General features: G+C 68.6%; 20 protein-coding genes. 7 read left to right on the top strand and 13 right to left on the bottom strand.

Features of this window, described 5'->3' with window-relative positions; genetic code table 11:
* Positions 1 to 52 precede the first annotated feature (52 nt).
* Entirely contained in the window at positions 53 to 511 is a 459-nt protein-coding gene (locus R5H32_RS01540) for an Lrp/AsnC family transcriptional regulator (RefSeq protein WP_263333186.1), read from the bottom strand.
* Complete coding sequence (locus tag R5H32_RS01545) at positions 508 to 966, bottom strand: Lrp/AsnC family transcriptional regulator (RefSeq protein WP_318336919.1); 459 nt, start codon at positions 964 to 966, stop codon at positions 508 to 510. Before R5H32_RS01545 ends, R5H32_RS01540 begins: the two co-directional genes overlap by 4 nt.
* A 29-nt stretch (positions 967 to 995) precedes the next feature.
* Between R5H32_RS01545 and ilvC the strand changes: the two genes are divergently transcribed.
* Both ilvC and R5H32_RS01555 read left to right on the top strand, forming a co-directional pair.
* A complete protein-coding gene (gene ilvC / locus R5H32_RS01550) occupies positions 996 to 2,117 on the top strand; it encodes a ketol-acid reductoisomerase (RefSeq protein WP_412098982.1) in 1,122 nt (373 codons plus the stop codon).
* Positions 2,118 to 2,188: 71 nt separating this feature from the next.
* Positions 2,189 to 3,061 carry a DMT family transporter gene (locus R5H32_RS01555; protein WP_318336920.1) on the top strand — a complete coding sequence of 291 codons (873 nt, stop codon included), beginning with the start codon at positions 2,189 to 2,191 and terminating at the stop codon, positions 3,059 to 3,061.
* 7 nt (positions 3,062 to 3,068) lie between these two features.
* Here the strand turns inward: R5H32_RS01555 and glmM are convergent, their stop codons facing one another.
* From glmM to R5H32_RS01580, 5 genes are all read right to left on the bottom strand, one after another.
* On the bottom strand, positions 3,069 to 4,412 hold the full coding sequence (glmM, locus tag R5H32_RS01560) for a phosphoglucosamine mutase (protein ID WP_318336921.1): 1,344 nt from the start codon (positions 4,410 to 4,412) through the stop codon (positions 3,069 to 3,071).
* Complete coding sequence (gene folP, locus R5H32_RS01565; protein ID WP_318336922.1) at positions 4,409 to 5,431, bottom strand: dihydropteroate synthase; 1,023 nt, start codon at positions 5,429 to 5,431, stop codon at positions 4,409 to 4,411. Before folP ends, glmM begins: the two co-directional genes overlap by 4 nt.
* A gap of 44 nt (positions 5,432 to 5,475) precedes the next feature.
* Positions 5,476 to 6,372, bottom strand: coding sequence for a dihydroneopterin aldolase (locus tag R5H32_RS01570; protein ID WP_318336923.1), 897 nt, complete (start codon positions 6,370 to 6,372; stop codon positions 5,476 to 5,478).
* Positions 6,373 to 6,471: 99 nt separating this feature from the next.
* A complete protein-coding gene (locus R5H32_RS01575) occupies positions 6,472 to 7,152 on the bottom strand; it encodes a cell wall hydrolase (protein ID WP_318336924.1) in 681 nt (226 codons plus the stop codon).
* 198 nt (positions 7,153 to 7,350) lie between these two features.
* Positions 7,351 to 9,894: a putative PEP-binding protein gene (locus R5H32_RS01580; RefSeq protein WP_318336925.1), complete on the bottom strand. Its 2,544-nt coding sequence runs from the start codon at positions 9,892 to 9,894 to the stop codon at positions 7,351 to 7,353.
* A gap of 178 nt (positions 9,895 to 10,072) precedes the next feature.
* On the opposite strand from R5H32_RS01580, the gene R5H32_RS01585 reads away from it, so the two are divergent.
* Genes R5H32_RS01585 through R5H32_RS01600 form a run of 4 tightly spaced genes read left to right on the top strand, consistent with a single transcriptional unit; the run spans position 10,073 to position 15,626 of the window.
* Positions 10,073 to 11,140 (top strand): AI-2E family transporter, encoded by a 1,068-nt coding sequence (locus R5H32_RS01585; protein WP_318336926.1) that lies wholly within the window; start codon positions 10,073 to 10,075, stop codon positions 11,138 to 11,140.
* A gap of 1 nt (position 11,141) precedes the next feature.
* A complete protein-coding gene (locus R5H32_RS01590) occupies positions 11,142 to 11,819 on the top strand; it encodes a chromosomal replication initiator DnaA (RefSeq protein ID WP_318336927.1) in 678 nt (225 codons plus the stop codon).
* A 47-nt stretch (positions 11,820 to 11,866) separates the two neighbouring features.
* Positions 11,867 to 14,032 (top strand): RNA degradosome polyphosphate kinase, encoded by a 2,166-nt coding sequence (locus tag R5H32_RS01595; RefSeq protein ID WP_318336928.1) that lies wholly within the window; start codon positions 11,867 to 11,869, stop codon positions 14,030 to 14,032.
* 22 nt (positions 14,033 to 14,054) lie between these two features.
* Positions 14,055 to 15,626, top strand: a complete 1,572-nt coding sequence (locus R5H32_RS01600; protein ID WP_318336929.1) for a Ppx/GppA family phosphatase — start codon at positions 14,055 to 14,057, stop codon at positions 15,624 to 15,626.
* Between the two features lie 10 nt (positions 15,627 to 15,636).
* Here R5H32_RS01600 and R5H32_RS01605 read toward each other — a convergent pair whose 3' ends face one another.
* Genes R5H32_RS01605 through R5H32_RS01625 form a run of 5 tightly spaced genes read right to left on the bottom strand, consistent with a single transcriptional unit; the run spans position 15,637 to position 18,901 of the window.
* Positions 15,637 to 16,011, bottom strand: a complete 375-nt coding sequence (locus R5H32_RS01605) for a hypothetical protein (RefSeq protein WP_318336930.1) — start codon at positions 16,009 to 16,011, stop codon at positions 15,637 to 15,639.
* Positions 16,012 to 16,053: 42 nt separating this feature from the next.
* Positions 16,054 to 17,082, bottom strand: a complete 1,029-nt coding sequence (locus tag R5H32_RS01610; protein ID WP_318336931.1) for an endonuclease/exonuclease/phosphatase family protein — start codon at positions 17,080 to 17,082, stop codon at positions 16,054 to 16,056.
* A 4-nt stretch (positions 17,083 to 17,086) separates the two neighbouring features.
* On the bottom strand, positions 17,087 to 17,770 hold the full coding sequence (locus R5H32_RS01615) for a molecular chaperone DjiA (protein ID WP_318336932.1): 684 nt from the start codon (positions 17,768 to 17,770) through the stop codon (positions 17,087 to 17,089).
* Positions 17,771 to 17,810: 40 nt separating this feature from the next.
* A complete protein-coding gene (locus R5H32_RS01620) occupies positions 17,811 to 18,296 on the bottom strand; it encodes a GNAT family N-acetyltransferase (protein ID WP_318336933.1) in 486 nt (161 codons plus the stop codon).
* On the bottom strand, positions 18,293 to 18,901 hold the full coding sequence (locus R5H32_RS01625) for a VOC family protein (protein WP_318336934.1): 609 nt from the start codon (positions 18,899 to 18,901) through the stop codon (positions 18,293 to 18,295). Before R5H32_RS01625 ends, R5H32_RS01620 begins: the two co-directional genes overlap by 4 nt.
* Before the next feature lie 134 nt (positions 18,902 to 19,035).
* Here R5H32_RS01625 and nhaA point away from each other — a divergent pair, with 134 nt between their 5' ends.
* Positions 19,036 to 20,259 carry a Na+/H+ antiporter NhaA gene (gene nhaA, locus R5H32_RS01630; protein WP_318336935.1) on the top strand — a complete coding sequence of 408 codons (1,224 nt, stop codon included), beginning with the start codon at positions 19,036 to 19,038 and terminating at the stop codon, positions 20,257 to 20,259.
* A gap of 7 nt (positions 20,260 to 20,266) precedes the next feature.
* Here nhaA and R5H32_RS01635 read toward each other — a convergent pair whose 3' ends face one another.
* The gene (locus tag R5H32_RS01635) at positions 20,267 to 21,190 is read right to left on the bottom strand and encodes a 2-dehydropantoate 2-reductase (protein ID WP_318336936.1); all 924 of its coding nucleotides are present in this window, start codon (positions 21,188 to 21,190) and stop codon (positions 20,267 to 20,269) included.
* Between the last annotated feature and the right edge of the window lie 53 nt (positions 21,191 to 21,243).

Raw genomic sequence — 21,243 nt, forward strand, 5'->3', positions numbered from 1 at the left:
GGGGGCGTCCCGCCCCCGGACCCCCCGGGGGTATTTGGGCAATGAAGAAGGGTCAGCCGAGCGGGCCGGGGCGGCGTTCTTCCGAAAGGAGCACGTTGGCCTCGACATTGCCGAGACCGGGCAGGGTCATGATCCGGCGCCGCAGCACGCGCTCGAAATCGGCGAGGTCGCGGGCAGTGACGCGCAGGCGGTAGTCGTAGAGGCCAAGGACGTGCTGGACGGTCTGGACCTCGGGGATCGCGGTCGCGGCGCGTTCGAAATCCTCGAGGCTGACGCGGCCCTTGGTGGCGAGCTTCACGCCGAGAAAGACGGTGACGCCGAAGCCGAGCCGCTCGGCGTCGAGGTCGATGCGGCGGCCGGCGATCACACCCGCTTCCTCGAGCCGGCGGATGCGGCGCCAGGTGGCGGGTTGGCTGAGGCCGAGGGCGCGGCCGATCGCGCCGGCGCTCCGGGTGGCGTCGGCCACCAGCGCCTTGAGGATCGCCCGGTCGGTGTCGTCGAGCGCGATCATAAGGCGAGGCTCCCGGTTTCCTTGATGGTGGAGACGAGCATCAGGCTCTCGATGTCGGCGATATGAGGCAGCGTGAGGATGCGCTCGCGGTAGACCTCCTGGTAATGGCCCATGTCGCGGGCGATGACGTTGAGGCGGATGTCGACGCGGCCGAGGAAGGTCTGGATCTCGATCACCTCGGGCACCGCGCGGGCGGCGGCGAGGAACTCGTCGAAGGCGTGCGGATGGGTCTTGTCGAGGGTGAAGCGCAGCGAGACCTCGACCGCCCAGCCGAGTGCCCGCCAGTCGATGACGGCGTGCTGGCCCCTGAGGATGCCGGCCTCGGTCAGCCGTTCGAGCCGCCGCCACGCGGTCGCGGCGGTCACGCCCGCCCGCTCCGCGAGCTCGGCGGTCGCGAGCCCCGGCTCGGCCAGAAGCTGGCGCAGGATGCGGCGGTCGGTGTCGTCGATCTGCATGAATATTCCCGGCTTTGCAGAATTGGCGAATGATTTTTCGCAGAAAAATCGCGGGTGGTCAAATTTTGCACGGGTATTCCGGAAAATCTCCCTATGCTCGCCGCCAGAAACGAAGAAAGGACCGCATCATGCGCGTTTATTACGATCGCGACTGCGACATCAACCTCATCAAGGACAAGAAGGTCGCCATTCTCGGCTACGGCAGCCAGGGCCACGCCCACGCGCTGAACCTGCGCGATTCCGGCGCCAAGAACGTGGTCATCGCGCTCCGCGAGGGCTCGGCCTCGGCCGCCAAGTGCGAGAAGGAAGGCCTGAAGGTCATGGGCATCGCCGAGGCGGCCGCGTGGTGCGATGTCATCATGTTCACCATGCCGGACGAGCTGCAGGCCGAGACCTACAGGAAATACGTCCATGACAACCTGCGCGAGGGCGCGGCGATCGCCTTCGCCCACGGCCTCAACGTCCATTTCGGCCTGATCGAGCCGAAGCCCGGCGTCGACGTCATCATGATGGCGCCGAAGGGCCCCGGCCACACGGTGCGCGGCGAATACGTCAAGGGCGGCGGCGTGCCCTGCCTCGTCGCGGTCCACCAGGACGCCTCCGGCAAGGCGATGGAAATCGGCCTGTCCTACTGCTCGGCCATCGGCGGCGGCCGCTCGGGCATCATCGAGACCAACTTCCGCCAGGAATGCGAAACCGACCTCTTCGGCGAGCAGGCGGTGCTCTGCGGCGGTCTCGTGGAACTGATCCGCATGGGCTTCGAGACGCTGGTCGAGGCCGGCTACGAGCCCGAGATGGCCTATTTCGAGTGCCTCCACGAGGTGAAGCTGATCGTCGACCTGATCTACGAGGGCGGCATCGCCAACATGAACTACTCGATCTCGAACACCGCCGAATACGGCGAGTATGTCTCGGGGCCCCGCATCCTGCCCTACGACGAGACCAAGGCGCGGATGAAGGCGGTTCTGAGCGACATCCAGACCGGCAAGTTCGTGCGCGACTTCATGCAGGAGAACGCGGTCGGCCAGCCGTTCTTCAAGGCGACCCGCCGCCTCAACGACGAGCACCAGATCGAGCAGGTGGGCGAGAAGCTCCGCGCGATGATGCCCTGGATCTCCAAGGGCAAGATGGTCGACAAGTCGCGGAACTGACCTTCCTTCTGGACCGAAGCAATTGCAGGGGGCAGCATCCATGCTGCCCCCTTTCATTTTGCGGAGCCCCGATGCCACAACCGACCCTGCGTGACTGGCTGTCGATCGGGGCCCTCGGCCTTATCTGGGGCGCGACCTTCATGGTCATCGCGCTGGCCTTGCGCGGATACGGGCCGGTCACGATCGCGACGGCGCGCACCACTCTTGGTGCCGTGACGCTCTGGATCGCCGTTCTGGCACTCGGGCGCCCCCTGCCCCGCTGGTCGGCACGGCTTGGCGCCCATGTCCTCGTCATCGGGCTGTTCTCGACCGCCTTTCCGTTCTTCCTGCTGTCCTGGGGGCAGCAAAGCGTGCCGTCGGCCTTCGCCGGGCTCTCGATGGCGGCCGGGCCGCTCTTCGTCCTGCCGCTGGCCCATGCCCTTGTGCCCGGAGAGCAGTTGAGCTGGCGCAAGGCGTCAGGCTTCTCGCTCGGGTTTATCGGGGTGTTGGTGTTGATGGGGTCGGACGCGCTCAGCGGCAGTGCCACCGCGCTGCCGCGTCTCGCCTGCCTTTGCGCGGCGCTCTGCTACGCGGTGGCGTCCATCACCACCCGGCGCTGTCCGCCCATCGATCCGATCCTGCTGGCCGCGTTCGCGTTGCTCGTGGGCGCCTTGGCCCTGATCCCGGCGATGCTGTGGAGTGAGGGATTGCCCCGCCCCGCCGGTGCCGTGCCAATGGCGGCGATCGTGATCCTCGGCCTCGTGCCGACGGCGCTCGCAACGCTGATCCGTGTGCAGGTGATCCGCGCGGCGGGTCCAAGCTTCATGGCGCTGACCAGTTATCAAGTCCCGCTCTGGTCGTTCTTCTTCGGCGCGCTGGTTCTGGGCGAGGTTCTGGCGCCGCGCTTCTTTGTGGCGCTGGGGCTGATCCTCGCCGGCCTGACGTTGAGCCATCGGCGGCGCTGACAGAGGGTCAGACCGCCGCCTCGACCGCCGCGACGATGTCGCTCACGACCTCGGCCAAGAGCGCCTCATCCTCGCATTCGGCCATCACCCGGATCAGCGGCTCGGTGCCGGACTTGCGGATCAGGAGCCGGCCGGTGCCGTTCAGCCGCGCCTCGGCGCCGGTGATCGCGTCTTTCACCGTCGGAGCGGAAAGCGGTTCCTTGCCAGCGCCGTAGCGGACGTTCTTCAGAAGCTGCGGCACGCTCGGGAACTGGTGGACGAGCTCGGAGGCGCGGCGCCCGGTCTCGGCCATCGCGGCGAGGAACTGCAGGCCCGCGATCAGCCCGTCGCCGGTCGTGGCGTAATCGGTCATCACGATATGGCCCGACTGCTCGCCGCCGAGGTTGTAGCCGCCCTCGCGCATCCGCTCGACGACGTAGCGGTCACCGACGGCGGTGCGTTCGAGGCGCAGGCCCCTGCCCGTCAGGAAGCGTTCGAGCCCGAGGTTGGACATCACGGTGGCGACCAGCGCCCCGCCCTTCAGCTTCTGCGCCTCGGCCCAGCGGGCGGCGAAGAGCGCCATGATCTGGTCGCCGTCGGCGACCGCGCCGGTCTCGTCGAGGATCATCACCCGGTCGGCGTCGCCGTCGAGCGCGATGCCGAGATCGGCGCCGTGGGCCACCACCGCCTCGGCGGCGGTCTCAACATGGGTCGAGCCGCATTTCTCGTTGATGTTGAAGCCGTTCGGCGCGACACCGACCGGGACGACATCGGCGCCAAGCTCCCAGAGCACCTCGGGCGCGGCCTTGTAGGCGGCGCCATTGGCGCAATCCACGACGACCTTGAGCCCCGAGAGCGCGCCCCGCGCCGGGAAGGTGGTCTTGGCATATTCGACATAGCGGCCAAGCCCGTCGTCGATCCGCTTCGCACGGCCGATATTCTCCGGGGAGGAGAGTTCGATCTCGGCGCCGAGGATGCGCTCGATCTCGATCTCGGCCTCGTCGGAGAGCTTGAAGCCGTCGGGGCCGAAGAACTTGATGCCGTTGTCGTGGTGGGGATTGTGCGAGGCCGAGATCATGATGCCGAGATCGGCGCGCATCGAGCGGGTGAGATAACCGACGGCAGGCGTCGGCACCGGGCCGAGGAGGAGCACGTTCATGCCCGTCGAGGTGAGCCCCGCGGTCAGCGCGTTCTCGATCATGTAGCCCGAGAGCCTTGTGTCCTTGCCGATCACGACGCGGTGGCCGTTGCGGCCGTCGGTGCGGAAGTAGCGCCCCGCCGCCGCGCCGAGTTTCAGCGCCATCTCCGCCGTCATCGGATGGGAGTTGGCCGTGCCCCGAACGCCGTCGGTGCCGAAAAGCTTCCTGCTCATGTTTCTTCTCCTTGGGTCGCGGCCAGCCAGAGCCGCAGCGCCTGTTTTGCCTCGACGATATCATGGACCCGGTGGATCTGCACTCCTTGCGCCACCCCGGCGAGCGTCACCGCGAGCGTGCCTGCCACGCGGCAGTCGGCCTGGCTTTCGGCCTCGCCGCCTGCGAGCACGCCGATGAAGCGCTTGCGCGAGGCGCCGAGGAGCACCGCAGAACCGAGCCCGTGAAAGATGGAAAGCCCCCGGAGCAGCGCGAGGTTGTGCGCCACGGTCTTGCCGAAGCCGATGCCGGGGTCGACGATGATCCGCTCGCGCGGGATTCCCGCCGCCTCTGCCGCCGCGACGCGTTCGGAAAGGAAATCATAGACATCGAGGAGGACGTTGTCGTAGCGGGGATCGGCCTGCATGGTCGCGGGCGTGCCTTGCGCATGCATGAGACAGACCGGCACGCCGCGCCGGGCGACCAGCGTCGCAAGATCAGGATCGTAGCTCAAAGCCGCGACATCGTTGACGATTTCCGCCCCGGAATCGAGCGCCGCGACGGCCACGGCGGATTTGCGGGTATCGATCGAGACCGGCACCCGGAGGCCGCCCTCTTTCAGGGCGGCGATCACCGGCGCGGTGCGGGCGATCTCCTCCTCGCGCTCGACATCCGCCGAGCCGGGCCGCGTGCTCTCGCCGCCGATGTCGAGGATCTCGGCCCCGGCCGCTTCCATCGCGCGGGCATGGGCGAGCGCGCGGTCCGGCGCGTGGAAGCGGCCGCCGTCGGAGAAACTGTCGGGGGTGACGTTGAGGATCCCCATGAGCCGCGGCGCGTCGAGCGAAAGCCCGGCGAGCGGCGAGCGGGGCGCGGTGAGGCGGGCGCGCGCCTCTTCAGGCAGGTCGGAGGCGGCGACGAGCCCGCGCGAGCCCGCGCGGGTCAGGCGTTCGGCGCGGTCGAACCAGCACCAGCCGCCCGCCAGAGTCAGGGCGCCTTCGGGCCGGGCGGGGTCGGTCATCGCGATCGGGCGAAAGTAATCCATGACCGGGTTTTGGGCGCTCGCGGCGGCGAAGGCAAGCGGTCGCGTCAGGCGGGCTCGACCGGCACGCGACAAGCCGCCGGAACTGAAACAGGGCCGTGAACGACGAGACGGAGGGCGGCAAGCTCGCCCGCGAGCCAGGCCGCGAGGGCGACGCCGTCCTCGCCCGAAGCCGGCGCGCCGGGGGTGTCGAGCACGAGCTTCGCGGGCGCCCAGACCACCATGTTGCCCTGCTTCATCGCCCAGTCGAGCTCGGTCCGCGTCGCGACCACGTTGAGGCGGGGATCGCGCGAGGCCAGGACCCAGGCGTTCTGCTCGATCGCGAGAAGGTCGATCCGGATCTGGCAGGGTCCGTCGCCGGTCGCCGGACGTGTCGTGTCGGGCAGGCCGACCGCGAGCACGACGGGTGCCGCCGTCGCGGCGAGCCGGTCGAGCCGGGCCGAGAGGTCGGGCGCGGCGATGGTGGCGTTGTCGAGATATGCGACGACCGGGTGCGGCGCCTCGGCGGCGGCCACCGGCGCGGCCTCGGCGCGGCTGCGCACGATCTCCACCCCGAGCGCGCCGGGGCCGCGGTCGAGCTTCTCGATCCGGAGGAAGACGCGGGTGGGCTGCGGCTCGGCGAGGATCCGCGCGGCGATGTTTTCCGCGAGCGTTTCGAGGAGGTTGAGCCTCTCGGCCGCAAGCTCGGCCGCGATCGCCTCGGTGAGGCGGTCGTAGGAGAGAATCTGGTCGACATCGTCACCGGCGTCGCCGCCGCCGCGCGCAAGCTCCACCACCACGCTGAAGCGCAGGCGCTGTTCCTGGCCGCGCTCCTGCTGGAAGGCGCCTATATCGGCCGCGACGATGTGGTCGCGCAAGGAAAGCCGGTCAGGCGGATCGGCCGGCGCCATCGCCGCCGCGCGGTCCTCGGGATGGGCGAAGGCCTGGTGGATCTCGTCGGTCATGTCGCATCGGCTCCGGCGCTGGGTCGCGCGCATCATAGCGCGCGCGCCCGGCACCGAAAGCCCGAACGCGGCGCTTTGCGCCGCGCCCGCGCCGCAGGTTCAGTTCAGTGCGGTACGCACCGGCGCGCGGTAGAAGATATGCGAGCCGATCATCGCCGTGCGGTCGAATTTCTTCGACCACGACGGCCGCACCGACGGGGTGTGGAAATAGGTCGCGCCATCGGTGAGCTGGCGCGGCGCGCCGTCCATCATTGCGCGCGCGACCTTCCGCGCGGTCTTCCAGGCGCGCTTCTCGCTGATCCGCTCCGGACGGCCGTCGCAGGTATAGGAGAACTGGCAGCCGTTGGCGTTGCCCTGGTTCACCACGCCGCAGATGGTGCGCGGGAAGGACTTGCTCTCGACCCGGTTGAGGATCACCTCGGCCACAGCGGCCTGGCCCTTGATGCCCTCGCCGCGCGCCTCGAAGTAGAGTGCGGTTGCGAGGCATTCGAATTCCGGCCCGCCCTTCGGGGCCGGCTGGCTCGCGAGCCAGTCCGCGTCGTAGGAGATCGCGGCCGTCCTGGCTTTCGCTTTTGGCTTCGGCGGCGTCACGATCGCCTCGAGCCGCTCGCCGTCGACGGCGCCCAAGGCCGCCCTTTCCTGGCCGAGCAGTGTCGAGAGGTTGACGCCCAAAGCTGCGGTCGGATCGTTGGATTGGCTCACCGTCATCTCGGCATGCACGCCTCCGGTGAGGGCGAGGAGCATAGCCATGCCCCCGGTCCAGCACTTCAGCACTGACATATCACTATCCCGAATTGCTTCGTCGAGCCCCAGCCCCCAAGGCTTTAGGACGGAGGGTGACATAACGGAAACCTTGCGAAAGGTCTAGACGAGCGACAATTCGGCAACAGTATAGTGGCGAATCTTAGCCTATGGCGCAGGTTCGGAAACAATGGCGATCACTGCGCGCGGCCAATAAGCCCGCACAAGACTCTGAATTCAATACGTTTTCTCTGCGTCACGCTGGTCGATCAGCGCAAATTGGGCAGCCGCCAGTCGCGCGACGGGAACCCGGAACGGAGAGCAGGAAACGTAGTCAAAGCCCGACCTGCGACAAAATGCGATCGACGCGGGGTTGCCGCCATGCTCCCCACAGACCGAAAGCGTCACATCTTGTCGTATTTGTCTTCCGCGCGCGCTGCCGATGAGCAAAAGTTCGCCGACGCCGTCTTCGTCGAGGACGTGAAAGGGATCCTCTGGGTAGACTCCCTTCTGGACGTAGTCGCTCATGAAGCGACCGGCATCGTCGCGCGACAGGCCATAGGTCATCTGCGTCAGGTCGTTGGTCCCGAACGAGAGGAAGGCCGCGTGCTGGGCGATCTCGCCGGCGCGGAGGGCGGCACGCGGGGTCTCGACCATGACGCCGAGCCGGTAGTCGAACTCGGCCCCGGTGGCGTTGCGCACGGCTGCGGCCACGGCGTCGACGCGGGTCTTCACCAGCTCGACCTCGCGCTTGGCCGAGACCAGCGGGATCATCACCTCGGGCACCACGGCGGCGCCGCGCTTCGAGGCTTCGACGGTGGCCTCGAAGATGGCGCGGGCCTGCATCTCGTAGATCTCGGGCACCGTGACGCCGATCCGCACCCCACGCATCCCGAGCATCGGGTTGAATTCCGACAGCGCCTCGACCCGGCGCATCACCTCCGAGAGCGGCCGGTCGAGCGCCTCGGCCAGCTCGCGCATCCCCTCGCGGTCGTGGGGGAGGAATTCGTGCAGCGGCGGGTCGAAGAGCCGGATGCAGACGGGCAGCCCGGCCATGATGTCGAAGAGCGCGGTGAAGTCGGCGCGCTGCATCGGCAGGAGCCGGTCGAGCGCCACCTTCCGGTCCTTCGCGGTGTCGGCGAAGATCATCTCGCGCATCACCGTGAGCCGGTCCTCGTCGAAGAACATGTGCTCGGTGCGGCAGAGCCCGATGCCCTCGGCCTCGAACATGCGCGCGGTGCGGGCGTCGTCGGGCGTGTCCGCGTTCGCCCGGACGCCGATGTCGCGCACGTTGTCGGCCCAGTGCAGGAGCGTGGTGAACCACTTGTCGAGCGCGGGCTCCAGCATCTCGGCCTGCCCCGCGAGCACCTCACCCGAGGTTCCGTCGACGGTGATCACGTCGCCCTCGCGGAAGACCCGCCCGCCCTTCGCGGTCAGGGTCTTGTCGCGCAGGCTGATGCTGATGTCGGAGGCGCCGACGATGCAGGGAAGACCAAGCCCGCGGGCGATGACGGCGGCATGGCTGGTCATGCCGCCGCGTTCCGTCACGATGGCGACGGCGGCATGCATGCCGCGGATATCCTCGGGCGCGGTCTCGCGTCGGACAAGGATGCAGCGCTCGTCGCGCGCGGCCGAGGCCTGGGCGTCGGCGGCGGAAAAGACGATCCGGCCCGAGGCGCCGCCGGGGCTCGCGGCGATGCCGGTCACGATGCGGTCGCGCGGCACGCGGGGGTCGACCTGGTAGTGCAGAAGCTCCGACAGCGCGCGTGGCTCGACCCGGAGGATCGCGTCGTCGCGGCTGATGATGCCGTCTTTGGCGAGCGTCACGGCGACCCGGACCGCGGCGCGCGAGGAGCGCGGCACGGTGACCGCGTCGATCACCTTCAGGGCGCCGTTTTCCAGCGCGAACTCGACCTGCATCTCCTCGCGCAGGCGCGCGCGGCAGGTGAGGCAGTGTTTCTGCAGCTCGGCGAAGACCTCGGGCGCGGCCTCCTCCAGCGAGTGGCCGCGCTTGTCCTTGACGAGGTAGAGCGTCTCCTCGGCCTTGCGGTTGGCGGGGTTGAGGCCGCGGAAGCGCCCGGTAATCTGCGGCGCACCCGTCACCCCCTCGATCATCTGGATCGTGCCGCGGCCGGAGAGCGCCGGCCCCATCGCCTGCGCCATCTCCTGCACCACGAGCCCGAGGGCGGCGTCGGCCGGTGCGCCCTTGGCCTCGCGCAGGAGCCGCGCGGTCGTGCCCTCCCAGGCGCGCGCCATCGAGCGCATGACCTCGGTGAGTTGCTTGGCGCGCGACTGCGGGAACTCCTCGTCCATTTCCGCCTCGTAGGCGGCGAGTGCCGCGGCGAGTGCCGTGGCGGACGGTTCGGCCGTGAACATGTCGGGATCGAGCCGGGCGACATGGATCGCGTAGGACTGAATGAAACTGAGATAGATCGCGTCGGCGAAGGCGGCGCCCTGCTCGCGGGTGAGCTGGGCGTGTTTCTCGGCGTTCATCCCGACATTGAGCACGGTTCCCGGCCCGCCCCAGGCCGGATTCGCGGGCGAGGGCCGGATCGAGACGAGCACCCCGTCGAACAGGGCTGCGAGACGCTCGACGTCCGGAAGCTGGCCGGCGGCGATGGCGCGGACCGTGTCGCAGGGCAGCGCCGCGGTGCGCGGCACCGGCAGGTCGAGCCGGATCAGCCGCTGCAGGCATTTCGCACGCCAGCCATGGCGCGCGGGATCGATCCGCGCGGTCGGCGTAATCTCGATGAACTCGGCGAAATCGGTATGTTTCTGCACTGCGGCATTCCTCTGTCGGGCTGCAGGATAGCGTGGTTCCGTTGCTTGGCAAGAAAAAGCGGCGTCCCGGCCCCGTTACGTCGCGCGAGACGGACAAGGTCGTGCCGCGCGCGCCGCCATGCGCGGCTTGCGTGCCGCCGCCGCTTGCGCCATGACTGGCCCGACACGGGAGATCATCATGGCATTGCCGGTCCGGCAGCAGGCGGCATACTGGGGCATCGCGGCGGCATTGTTCTTTGCCGTGCTTTGGGGCCTGGGCAACGTGATCCTGCCCTTCGTGGTGGGCGGCGCGCTGGCCTATTTCCTCGACCCGGTCGCCGACCGGCTGGAGCGCGCGGGCCTGAGCCGCGCCGCGGCGACCTCGGTCATCTCGATCGCCGCCCTTCTGGCCTTCGTGCTTCTGGCACTGCTGATCGTGCCGATGCTGGTACGCCAGCTCGTCGGACTCGTGAACGCGGCGCCGACGATCTTCTCCCAGCTGCACGAGTTTCTCGCGACGCGATTCCCGGTGCTCCTGAACGACGAAGGCGTCGTGCGCGACACGCTCGACGCCATCGGGCAGACGATCAAGGCGCGGGGCGGAGAGCTGGCGCAGGGGCTCCTGACCTCGGCGCTCTCGGTGATCAACGCCATCGTCTTCATCGTCGTCGTGCCGGTCGTGACCTTCTACCTCTTGCTCGACTGGGACAACATGATCGCCAAGATCGACGGCTGGCTGCCGCGCGACCATCGGGGCACGGTTCGGGCGCTCGCCCGCGACATCGACCGGGTGCTCGCGGGATTCGTGCGCGGACAGGTCTCGGTCTGCCTGATTCTCGGCACGTTCTACTCGGTCACGCTGATGCTCGCGGGGCTCGATTTCGGGCTGATCGTCGGCGCCATCGCAGGGCTCATCACCTTCATTCCCTATGTCGGCGCGCTGATCGGGGGGGCGCTGGCCATCGGGCTCGCGCTCTTCCAGTTCTGGGGCGACTGGGTCTCCATCGCCATCGTCGCGGGGATCTTCGCGGCCGGCCAGTTCCTCGAAGGCAACATCATCACGCCGCGCCTCGTCGGCAAGTCGATCGGGCTGCACCCGGTCTGGCTCCTGTTCGCGCTTTCGGCCTTCGGCACCGTTTTCGGCTTCGTCGGCATGCTGGTCGCCGTGCCGGTCGCCGCGGCACTCGGCGTGCTGGCGCGGTTCGCGGTGTCGCAATATCTCGAAAGCCGCCTCTACCAGGGACTCGCGGGCAGGGACGAGGAATGAGATGGCCCGCCAACTGACCTTCGACCTGCCCGTTCGCCCGGCGCTGGGGCGCGAGGATTTCTTCGTCTCGCCCGCCAATGCGCTGGCACTGGCGGCGCTCGATGCCGCGGCGGACTGGCCGCAGGGAAAGATGCTGCTGATCGGCCCGGAGGGCGCGGGCAAGAGCCACCTGGCGCAAGTCTGGGCCGGGGCGGAATCGGCGCGGGTCATCGCCGCGGCCGAGCTTGCCGCCCTGCCCCTGCCCGATCCGGCGCCGCTTGTGGTCGAGGATGCCGACCGGATCGCCGGCGACCGACCAGCCGAGGTGGCGCTCTTCCACCTCCACAACCACATGCTGTCGGGCCGCGCCCGGCTGCTCATCACCGCGCGCGCGGCGCCGCGGTCCTGGGGGCTGACGCTGCCCGACCTCGCAAGCCGGATGGAGGCGACGGCGAGCGCGCAGCTGCTGCCGCCCGACGACGCGCTGCTCGCGGCGGTGCTGGTCAAGCTCTTCGCCGACCGGCAGATCGCGGTGGCGCCGGCGCTGATCCCCTGGCTGGTGCAGCGGATGGACCGGTCCTTCGCCGCAGCGCGCCGGCTCGTCGCCGAGCTCGACGCCCGCTCGCTCGCGCGAGGCGGCCCGGTCACCCGTGCGCTCGCGGCCGAGATTCTGGACTCCGCCATCCTGGACGCGCCATGATGCGGATCAGTCATAGAACCGTCATATGAGCATTAGATAAGCCGAGCATGACACAGGCAGATTTCCTCAAAGCCCCGTTCCCGAAACCGGCCGTCCTGCCGGAGGCGGAGATTTCCGGCCCGAAGCGGTTCTTCAACCGGGAACTGAGCTGGCTCGCCTTCAACTGGCGCGTCCTCGACGAGGCGCGCAACCCGCGCGTGCCGCTCCTCGAGCGGCTGCGGTTCCTGTCGATCTCGGCCACCAACCTCGACGAGTTCTACACCGTGCGCGTCGCGGGCCTGCGCGAGCTTAGGCGCGAGGGCAACGTCCTGCATTCGGACGACGGGCTGAGCCCGGCCGAGCAGCTTGCGCTGATCAACGATGACGCGCGGCGCCTGCTGCAGATGCAGCAGGCCGTGTGGAACAAGCTGAAGAAGGAGCTGGAGGCCGAGGGGATCGCGCTTCTGACGCGCTCCAAGCTGACCAGGAAGGACGAGGCGTTTCTTGCCGACTACTTCCTGAACAAGGTCTTCCCGATCCTGTCTCCGCTGGCGATCGACCCCGCGCATCCGTTCCCGTTCATCCCCAATACCGGCTTTTGCCTCGCGCTCGCGCTCGAACGGGCCTCGGACAAGCGACGGCTCCAGGCGCTTTTGCCGATCCCGCAGCAGATCGAGCGGTTCGTGGCACTGCCGGGCGGCAAGCGGTTCGTGCCGATGGAGGAGCTTCTGCTTCTGCATCTCGGCTCGCTCTTCCCCGGCTACCGCGACACCGGCCACTGCGCGTTCCGGGTGCTGCGCGACAGCGACATCGAGGTCGAGGACGAGGCCGAGGATCTGGTGCGCGAGTTCGAGACCGCGCTGAAGCGGCGGCGGCGCGGCCAGGTGATCCGCATGAAGATCACTTCCGGCGCACCGGAGGATCTTCGCGCCCTGATCATGGAGGAGCTTGCCGTCGCGCCCGACGAGGTGGTCGAGGTCAAGGGCATGGTCGGCATGGCGGATCTGAAGGAGCTGGTGCTCGACAGCCGGCGCGACCTCCAATGGCCCGCCTTCACGCCGCGCGTGCCCGAGCGGGTCCAGGACCACGAGGGCAACATGTTCGCGGCGATCCGCCAGAAGGACATGCTGCTGCATCACCCCTACGAGACCTTCGACATGGTGATCCGCTTTCTCAACCAGGCGGCGGCGGATCCGAACGTGCTCGCGATCAAGCAGACGCTCTACCGCACCTCGCAGGACAGCCCGATCGTCGCCGCGCTCTGCGACGCGGCCGAGAGCGGCAAGTCGGTGACCGCGCTCGTGGAGCTGAAGGCGCGCTTCGACGAGGCCGCGAACATCCGCCAGTCGCGCAGGCTCGAACGCGCGGGCGCCCATGTCGTCTACGGCTTCATCAACTACAAGACGCACGCCAAGATCTCGACCGTGGTGCGGCGCGAGGGCGAGAACCTCGTGACCTACACCCATTACGGCACCGGCAACTACCACCCGATCACGGCGCGGATCTACACCGACCTGTCGTTCTTCACCTGCGATGCCCAGCTCGGCCGCGACGCGACCAAGGTCTTCAACTACCTGTCGGGCTACGTGCAGCCCGAGGGGCTGGAGAACATCGCGATCTCGCCGATCAGCCTGAAGCCGCGGCTTCTGGAGCTGATCGCGGCTGAGGCGGAGCATGCGCGCGCCGGCAAGCCGGCGGAAATCTGGGCCAAGATGAACTCGCTGATCGAGGCCGACATGGTCGATGCGCTCTATGCCGCGAGCCAGGCCGGGGTGAAGATCAACCTCGTCGTGCGCGGCATCTGCGGCGTGAGGCCGGGCATCAAGGGCCTGAGCGAGAACATCCGCGTGAAATCCATCGTCGGCCGGTTCCTCGAACACAGCCGCATCGTCTGTTTCGGCAACGGCCACGGATTGCCGTCGAAGAACGCGCGGGTCTTCTTTTCCTCGGCAGACTGGATGGGCCGCAACCTCAACCGCCGGGTCGAGACGCTGGTCGAGGCGACCAATCCGACCGTGAAGGCGCAGATCGTGAGCCAGATCATGGCCGCGAACCTCGCAGACGAGGCGCAGAGCTGGGTTCTCCAGCCGGACGGCCGCTACGTCCGCGACCTTCCCGAGGGGCGCGACGATCTCTTCAGCTGCCACCGGTTCTTCGTGGAGAATCCCTCGCTTTCGGGCCGCGGATCGGCCGGGGCGAAGGACGTGCCGAAACTTGCCCACGCGGCCGATTGAGGGAGCGGTCATGCCGGGCGGAATGGAATCCAGAAAGACCAAGGGCGGCAAAACCAAGATCCGCGGCGAGGCGCTGGCCGAGGAATGGGGGCCGTTCGGCCGGCCGCTCTTCGACGATCCCTCGGCCCGTGCGCTGGAGCGCGTGGGCGTGGTCGATGTCGGCTCGAACTCGGTCCGGATGGTGGTCTTCGACGGCGCGGCGCGGAGCCCGGCCTATTTCTACAACGAGAAGGTGATGGCGGGCCTCGGCCAAGGGCTGGCGCAGACCGGGCGGCTCAATCCGCAGGGTCGCGAACGTGCGCTGGCCGCATTGAAGCGCTTCGCGGCGCTCGCCGAGGGCATGAGCCTGCCGCCCCTCTCCTGCGTCGCAACGGCGGCGGTGCGCGAGGCCGTCGACGGGCCGGAGTTCCGCGCCGAGGTGGAGCGCGAGACCGGGCTCAGGCTCTGGGTGATCGACGGCCAGGAGGAGGCGCGGCTCTCGGCGCAAGGCGTGCTTCTTGGCTGGCCCGAGGCGGAAGGGCTGGTCTGTGACATCGGCGGCAACTCGATGGAGCTTGCGGAGGTTTCCGGCGGCAGGGTCGGGCGCCGCGTGACCTCGCCGCTCGGCCCGTTCCAGTTGCAGCAGGTGCCCGGCGGCAAGAAGGGCATGGCGAGGTTCATCAAGGACACGGTCGAGGCGCTGGCCGCCGAGCTTGGCACCGGGCACGAGCGGATCTATCTCGTCGGAGGCTCGTGGCGGGCGATCGCGCGGCTCGACATGGAGCGGCGCGCCTATCCGATGACGGTGCTGCACGAATACCGGATGGGACCGCAATCGGTCCTGCAGACGGTGAACTGGATCGCCGAGAGCGACCTCAACGCGCTGCGGGCCCGCACCGGCACCTCGGCGGCGCGGATGGAACTGGTGCCGATCGCCGCGCAGGTGCTGCGCCAGCTTGTGCTGAGCTTCCACCCCAAGGAGATCGACGTCTCCTCCTACGGGATCCGCGAGGGGCTTCTCTACGAGCAGATGCCGGAGCGGCTGAGGATGCGAGATCCGCTGATCGAGGCCTGCCGCCATGCCGAGCGGACGATGGCGCGGATGCCGGGCTTCGGCAAGAAGCTCTACCAGTTCCTGCTGCCGCTCTACAGGAACGCGAGCTACGAGAAGCTGCGCATGGTCCGTGCCGCCTGCCTCCTGCACGACACGACATGGCGAGCGCATCCCGACTACCGCGCCGAGGTCTGCTTCGACAACGCCACCCGCGCCAACCTCGGCGGGCTGTCGCATCAGGAACGTGTGTTCCTCGGGCTCTCGCTCCTGCACCGCTACAAGAACTCGCGCGCCGGGTCGCGGCTGGAGCCGCTCTTCGCGCTCCTGAACGAGGACCAGATGCGGGAGGCCGAAGTGCTCGGCAAGGCGATGCGCTTCGGCGCAATGTTCGCGGTGAAATCCCCCGAGGAGGCGGGAGAGCTGACCTGGCGGCCGAAGAAGAAGGTCCTCGGTCTGCGGCTCAACGCCCATGCCGAGCCGCTTTTCGGCGAGGTCGCACAGTCGCGGTTCGGGGCGCTCGCGGAGGCGCTCGGGGCGCAGAGCGAAGTGAGCGTAGTCTGAGCGTCGTCTCCTAAAGCTCTATCTCGCCATCCGTTTTCGGAACGGCAAGTTCGGCGGGCGACTTGCGGCGGATGATGATGTCGCCGTTCGGCAGCATCTCGGGCGCGTGGTAATTGCGGATGTCGCCGATCATCGCGGCGAGATCGCGGAACGCCGGCTCCATCTCGGCCAGTGCGCGGCCCATCTCCTCGTGCAGGTCCTTCAGCGCCGGTTCGACCTCGCCGATCATCGAGCGCAGGATGATCCGCGCGCCCTCCTCGAGAAGGCTCAGACCTTCCTCGGCCGACTTTTCGCCGGGTTCGCCGCCGGATTCGCCGCCGGATTGACCCGCAGCGGGCGCGGCGGCGATCAAGAGGACGGCAAGGGCATGGGCTATGCGTCTCATGCCCCTAATATAGGAGATGCGGCGCCTTATTCACAGGTCCGCTCAGAGGTCGATGTCGAGCGTGACCGGGAAATGGTCCGACGCGGTCAGGAGCGCCTCGCGCAGTTCCGGCACCCGGTAGCTGCCGGGGTCGTCGAACGGGTGCCAGATCCGCCATTTCGGCTTCATCGCCTTCAGGTCCGGCGAGACCATCATGTAGTCGAGCAGCGCCGAGAAGTAGCAGCCGCGGTCATCGAGATAGAACCGCGCGGTGGCGGGTGCCGCGGCAAGCTTCTTGCCGAAGGCGACCCGCGCATGGGGGTCGTAAAGCCGGGTCTCGTGCGGCTCGTCCCAGCCGAGCACGATCTCCACCCCGGAGCGGCCAAAGAGCTTTTCGTATTCATCAAGGCCGGGGCCGTCGTTGAAATCGCCCATCACCATCAGGCTGTCGCCCGCCGCGAGATGTTCGAGCACCCGTTCGCGGAGCCAGATACACTGGGCGAGCTGCTTGCGGCGGTTCTCGATCGCGAGCCGCTTGACCTGCGCCTCGGTCGAGGCGCCGTGCGGGGCCTTCGACTTGATGTGGACGCCGATCATCCGGAAGGCGCGGCCGGCCGGCGTCCTGGCCGCGATCTCAAGCGGCGGCTTGGAAAAGCGCACGAGGTCGGGCGTGGCGTCGATGTCGAGGTCGATCCGGTAACTCGAATCGAAGCGTGGCGCGGCGCCGGAATGGGCGTGGTCGGGCTGGCCGAGGGGGTCGTGGCGCACCGTCAGCCGGTCGGGATCGTACAGGAGCGCGATCTCCTGCTGGGTCTCGTTCTCGTAGCCGAGAAGCGCCTTGCGGGTCCGAAGCTCGTAGCGCGCCGCGAAGGCTTCGAGCATGTCCACGGTCTTGTGGCGGCGGTTGCTGTCGGGCGCCTCGATGATCATCGCCGCGTCGGCGTCGAGCGCGGTGAAGACGATGCCGAGCGCGGTGAGTTGGTCGGCGCGGGTTACGTTGTACCGCGCCGACCAGCCGCCGTCCTCCAGCATCTTGCCGTCGCGGTCGAAGAGGTTGGTGAACCACTCGACGTTGTAGGTCGCGATCCGCATCGGCTCAGGCCGCCTCTTTGGCCCGGATCTCCTCCCAGGCGCGGTTGACGGCGACGAGCCGCTGCTCGGCGAGGCGCAGCGCCTCCTCCGGCAGGCCGCGCGCGAGGAGCCGGTCGGGGTGGCAGTCGCGCACCGCCTGCCGGAAGGCGGCGCGGACCTCCTCCATCGGCGCGTCATGGGCGACGCCGAGCGTGTCGTAGGGATCGGGCGGCGCCTCGGGCACATGGCGCGCGAGGATCGAGCGGAAGCAGCGGTCGCCGACACCGAAGATCCGCGCCACCTCGCGCAGGAAGGCGTCCTCGTGCGGGTGGTAGTCGCCGTCCGCGACCGCGATGTGGAAGAGCCCCTCCATGAGGTCGACGAGCACCGGGTCGCCGGCACCGAACATGCCGGCGATCTTGGCCGCGTACTGGTCGAAGCCGGCGACGTCCTGGCGGGCGAGGTTGAAGACCCGCGCCGCGTTTTCCTCCTCGGCGCGGGGGATGGTGAAGACCTCGCGGAAGGCGGCGACCTCGTTGCGGGTGACCTGGCCGTCGGCCTTGGCCATCTTGGCGCCGAGCGCGATCACCGCGATGGTGAAGCCGACCGAGCGTTCCGGCGGCGTTTTCAGCCGATCGAAGACGGCCGACAGCCCCTCGCCCTTCGCGAGGGCGGCCAGAGCGTCGGAGATGCGGGTCCATATAGACATGCGGTAAGCTTATCCCGGCGGTGGGCAAAATGTCAGTGCGTCACAAAAACTTCATCATCAGAACGAGGTCGAGCCAGCGGCCGAACTTGCGCCCCGCCTCGGGGATGCGCGCGACATGGGTGAAACCCATGCGTTCGTGAAACGCGACCCCGTCCGGGTTCTCGCCCGAGACCCCGGCAAAAAGCGTATGCGCCCCGCCGATCCGGGCATGCTCCTCGATCCTCGCCATCAGCGCCCGCCCCGCGCCGCGACCGCGCGCCTCCGGTGCGAGCATGATCGTGTGCTCCATCGCATGGGCATAACCGTTGCCGCCCCGGAACTGGGCATAGGTCGCAAAACCGAGGAGCCCGCCGCTCTCGGCAAGGAAGAACTCGCGCCCCGCCGCGCGGCGGTCCTCGATCATCTGCGCGAGGCTCTCGGGCGTCTTCTCCTCGTCCGAGAAGCTGATCGTGGTGTCGCGGATCACCGGATTCCAGAGCGCTATGAGCGCGGGAATGTCGGTTTCGCGGGCCGGGCGGATGATCATGCCAGCGTCCTTTCGCCGTGAGGGGTCGATATCGTGGCGCGGAGCGCGGGTTGGCCGGCGCAGACCGCGATACGCGGGTCGCGGACCGGCAGAGCGGCCTTCAGCGCCTCGGGATCGGGATGCGCGATCTCCAGCCGGACGAGCCGGCAGCCGCTGTCGGGAAGCGCCGCGGCGGGGTGCCGGTCGCCCTGCCATTCGATCAGCGCCGGAAAGCAGTCGTCGAAAGGATGGCGGCCATCCTCGGGCACACCGAAGCACCAGCGGAAATCGCCGCGCGCAAGCGCCGTCGCCCGCCCTGCCCCGGCGGGCGCCGCGGCGAGTGCCGCGTCGAGATCCCCTACCCGCGCGATCCAGTGCGTGAGCCGCGGCGGACCGGCGAAAACGTCCAGTCCGAACCAGCGCGGCCGTCCCGGCGGCGCGGCCTCGGGGTCGGTCGCGATCACCTCGAGATATTCGTGCGGCCCGAGGCCCAGGAGCCGGTTGTGCGTCGCCATTGCCGCGTGCCGACCGCCTGGCACCAGCGCCACGCCGAGTGCGGCCTCAACCGCCGCGGCCCCCTCGCCGAGCGTCGCCGCCGCAACCGCGAGATGATCGAATGCCGCCATGCCGCCTCCCACGCGCGGCATCCTAGAGCGCCGGCGGAGCGCCGCAAGCGCCGATTTCGGCCCACTAAAAGCTTGACATGGCGGCTCGAAGCCCCAATTCAAACCGAATGGTAAAAACCCCGGAGGGATAGCTGATGAGCCTTGGGCGCGCCCTGGACCGTTTCTTTCGCCACGACGCCGCCGGCGGCATCCTTCTCATGGCATCGGCCCTTCTCGCGCTGATCGTCGCAAATTCGGCGCTTTCGGCGGGCTACCACGAGCTTCTGCTGAAGAAATTCTCGATCCTTATCGAGGGCGAGGGGCTGTCGAAACCGCTGATCTTGTGGATCAACGACGGTCTGATGGCGGTGTTCTTCTTCCTCATCGGGCTGGAACTCAAGCGCGAGATGGTCGAGGGCAAGCTCAAGAACCCCGCCGACGTGATGCTGCCGGGGCTGGCGGCGGTGGGTGGCATGGTGGTGCCGGCACTCGTCTTTCTCGCCTTCAACTGGTCCGATCCGGTGACGCGCGGCGGCTGGGCGATCCCGGCCGCGACCGACATCGCCTTCGCGGTGGGCGTGCTGGCGCTTCTCGGCAAGCGGCTGCCGGCGGCGCTGAAGATCTTCCTGCTCACGCTGGCGATCCTCGACGACCTCGGCGCGATCCTGATCATCGCGCTCTTCTACACCAAGGAGCTGCATGTCGATTACCTCTTCGTAGCACTCCTGCCGCTCGCGGGGTTGTACCTGCTCAACCGTGCCGGGGCGCACCGGATCGCGCCGATTGTCCTGCTGGGCACGGTGCTCTGGGTGCTGGTGCTGAAATCGGGGGTCCATGCGACGCTCGCCGGTGTCGTCACCGCCTTCTTCGTGCCCTTGAAGGACAAGTACGGCAAGTCGCCGCTCCACTCGCTTGAACACGCGCTGTCGCCTTACGTGCTTTTCCTGATCGTGCCGGTCTTCGCCTTCGCCAATGCCGGCGTGGTGCTCACGGGCCTGACGCTCGGCGACCTCTTCGCGCCGCTGCCGATCGGGATCGCGGCGGGCCTCGTGATCGGCAAGCAGCTCGGCGTCTTCGGCGCGACATGGCTCGTGGTGCGCGCGGGCTGGGCGCGGCTGCCCCATGGCGTGACCTGGGCGCAGATCTACGGGCTCGCCTGTCTCGCCGGGATCGGTTTCACGATGTCGCTCTTCATCGGCGGCCTCAGCTTCGATACGGCCGACAACATGAACGCGGTGCGGCTCGGCGTTCTTGCCGGTTCGGCGGTCTCGGCGATAACCGGCTATGTGGTGCTTCTGATGGCCGCGCAGCGCCGAGAGGCGGAGGAGGAGGAGGAGGAGGCCGACGCCGCCGAACCCGCCGCGGCCGTCCAGAACTGAGACCGCGTCAGGCCGTGCCCGCGCGATAGGGTGCGAGCACGGCGGCGACCGCGGCGCTGTTCGGCGTCGGCACGCCAAGCTCGCGCCCCATGCGCGCCACCGCGCCGCAGATACGGTCGACCTCGAGGGGCTTGCCGAGCTCGAGATCATGGGCGGTCGAGGCGCGCGCCTCGTCGGGCAGCCGCGACCAGAATTGCAGCGTCTTCTCGACCGCGTCCGCCGGCAGGGCGACGCCGCGCGCCCGTCCGACCGCATCGGCCTCGCGCACGAGGCCGCGGAAGAACTCCATCAGTTCGGGATGCGCCCGGATCTCACGGAAGCGGCAACGGGCGGCGGCGGTGGCGCCGCTGACCGCGTTGAAGAGCAGGAACTTCTGCCAGAGATCGACGGTGACGTCGGCGCGCTCCGGCACGGTGATCCCGGCGGCGCGGAACGCCTCGATCACCGTCGCGGCCTCCGGCGAGGTCTGGCTGCCCTGCCGGTCGCCGATGGTGAAGGCGCTGCCGCCGCCGTACTGGGTGACAACCCCCGGCGCGGTGATGTTGGAGAAGATGCGGGCGACGCCGATCAGCGTCCGCGCGTCGCCGAAGGCCGCGGCGAGAAGGTCGGGCGCGTCGACGCCGTTCTGGAACGGCAGCACCAGCGTCTTCGGCCCGGCATGCGGCAGATAGGCCGCGATCATGGCCTCCATGTCCTGGCCCTTGACGGCGAAGACCGCGAGGTCGGCTTGCGGCAGGTCTTCCAGCCGGTCGCTCACCGCGTCCGGCCGGACCACGGTTTCGGTGCCGTCCATCACCAGTTTCAGCCCGGTTTCGCGGATAGCGGCGAGATGCGCGCCGCGCGCGAGGAGCGAGACCGAATGCCCCGCCGGCGCGAGCTTCGCCGCGAGAAAGCCGCCGATTCCGCCGGCCCCGAGCATCAGGATGTTCATGTCACGCCTCCCGTTCCAGTCCTTCAAGCGCAGACCGCCGCCCGGAGGGGCGG

This window comes from Defluviimonas sp. D31, from assembly GCF_033436765.1.
Classification (GTDB): Bacteria; Pseudomonadota; Alphaproteobacteria; order Rhodobacterales; family Rhodobacteraceae; genus Albidovulum.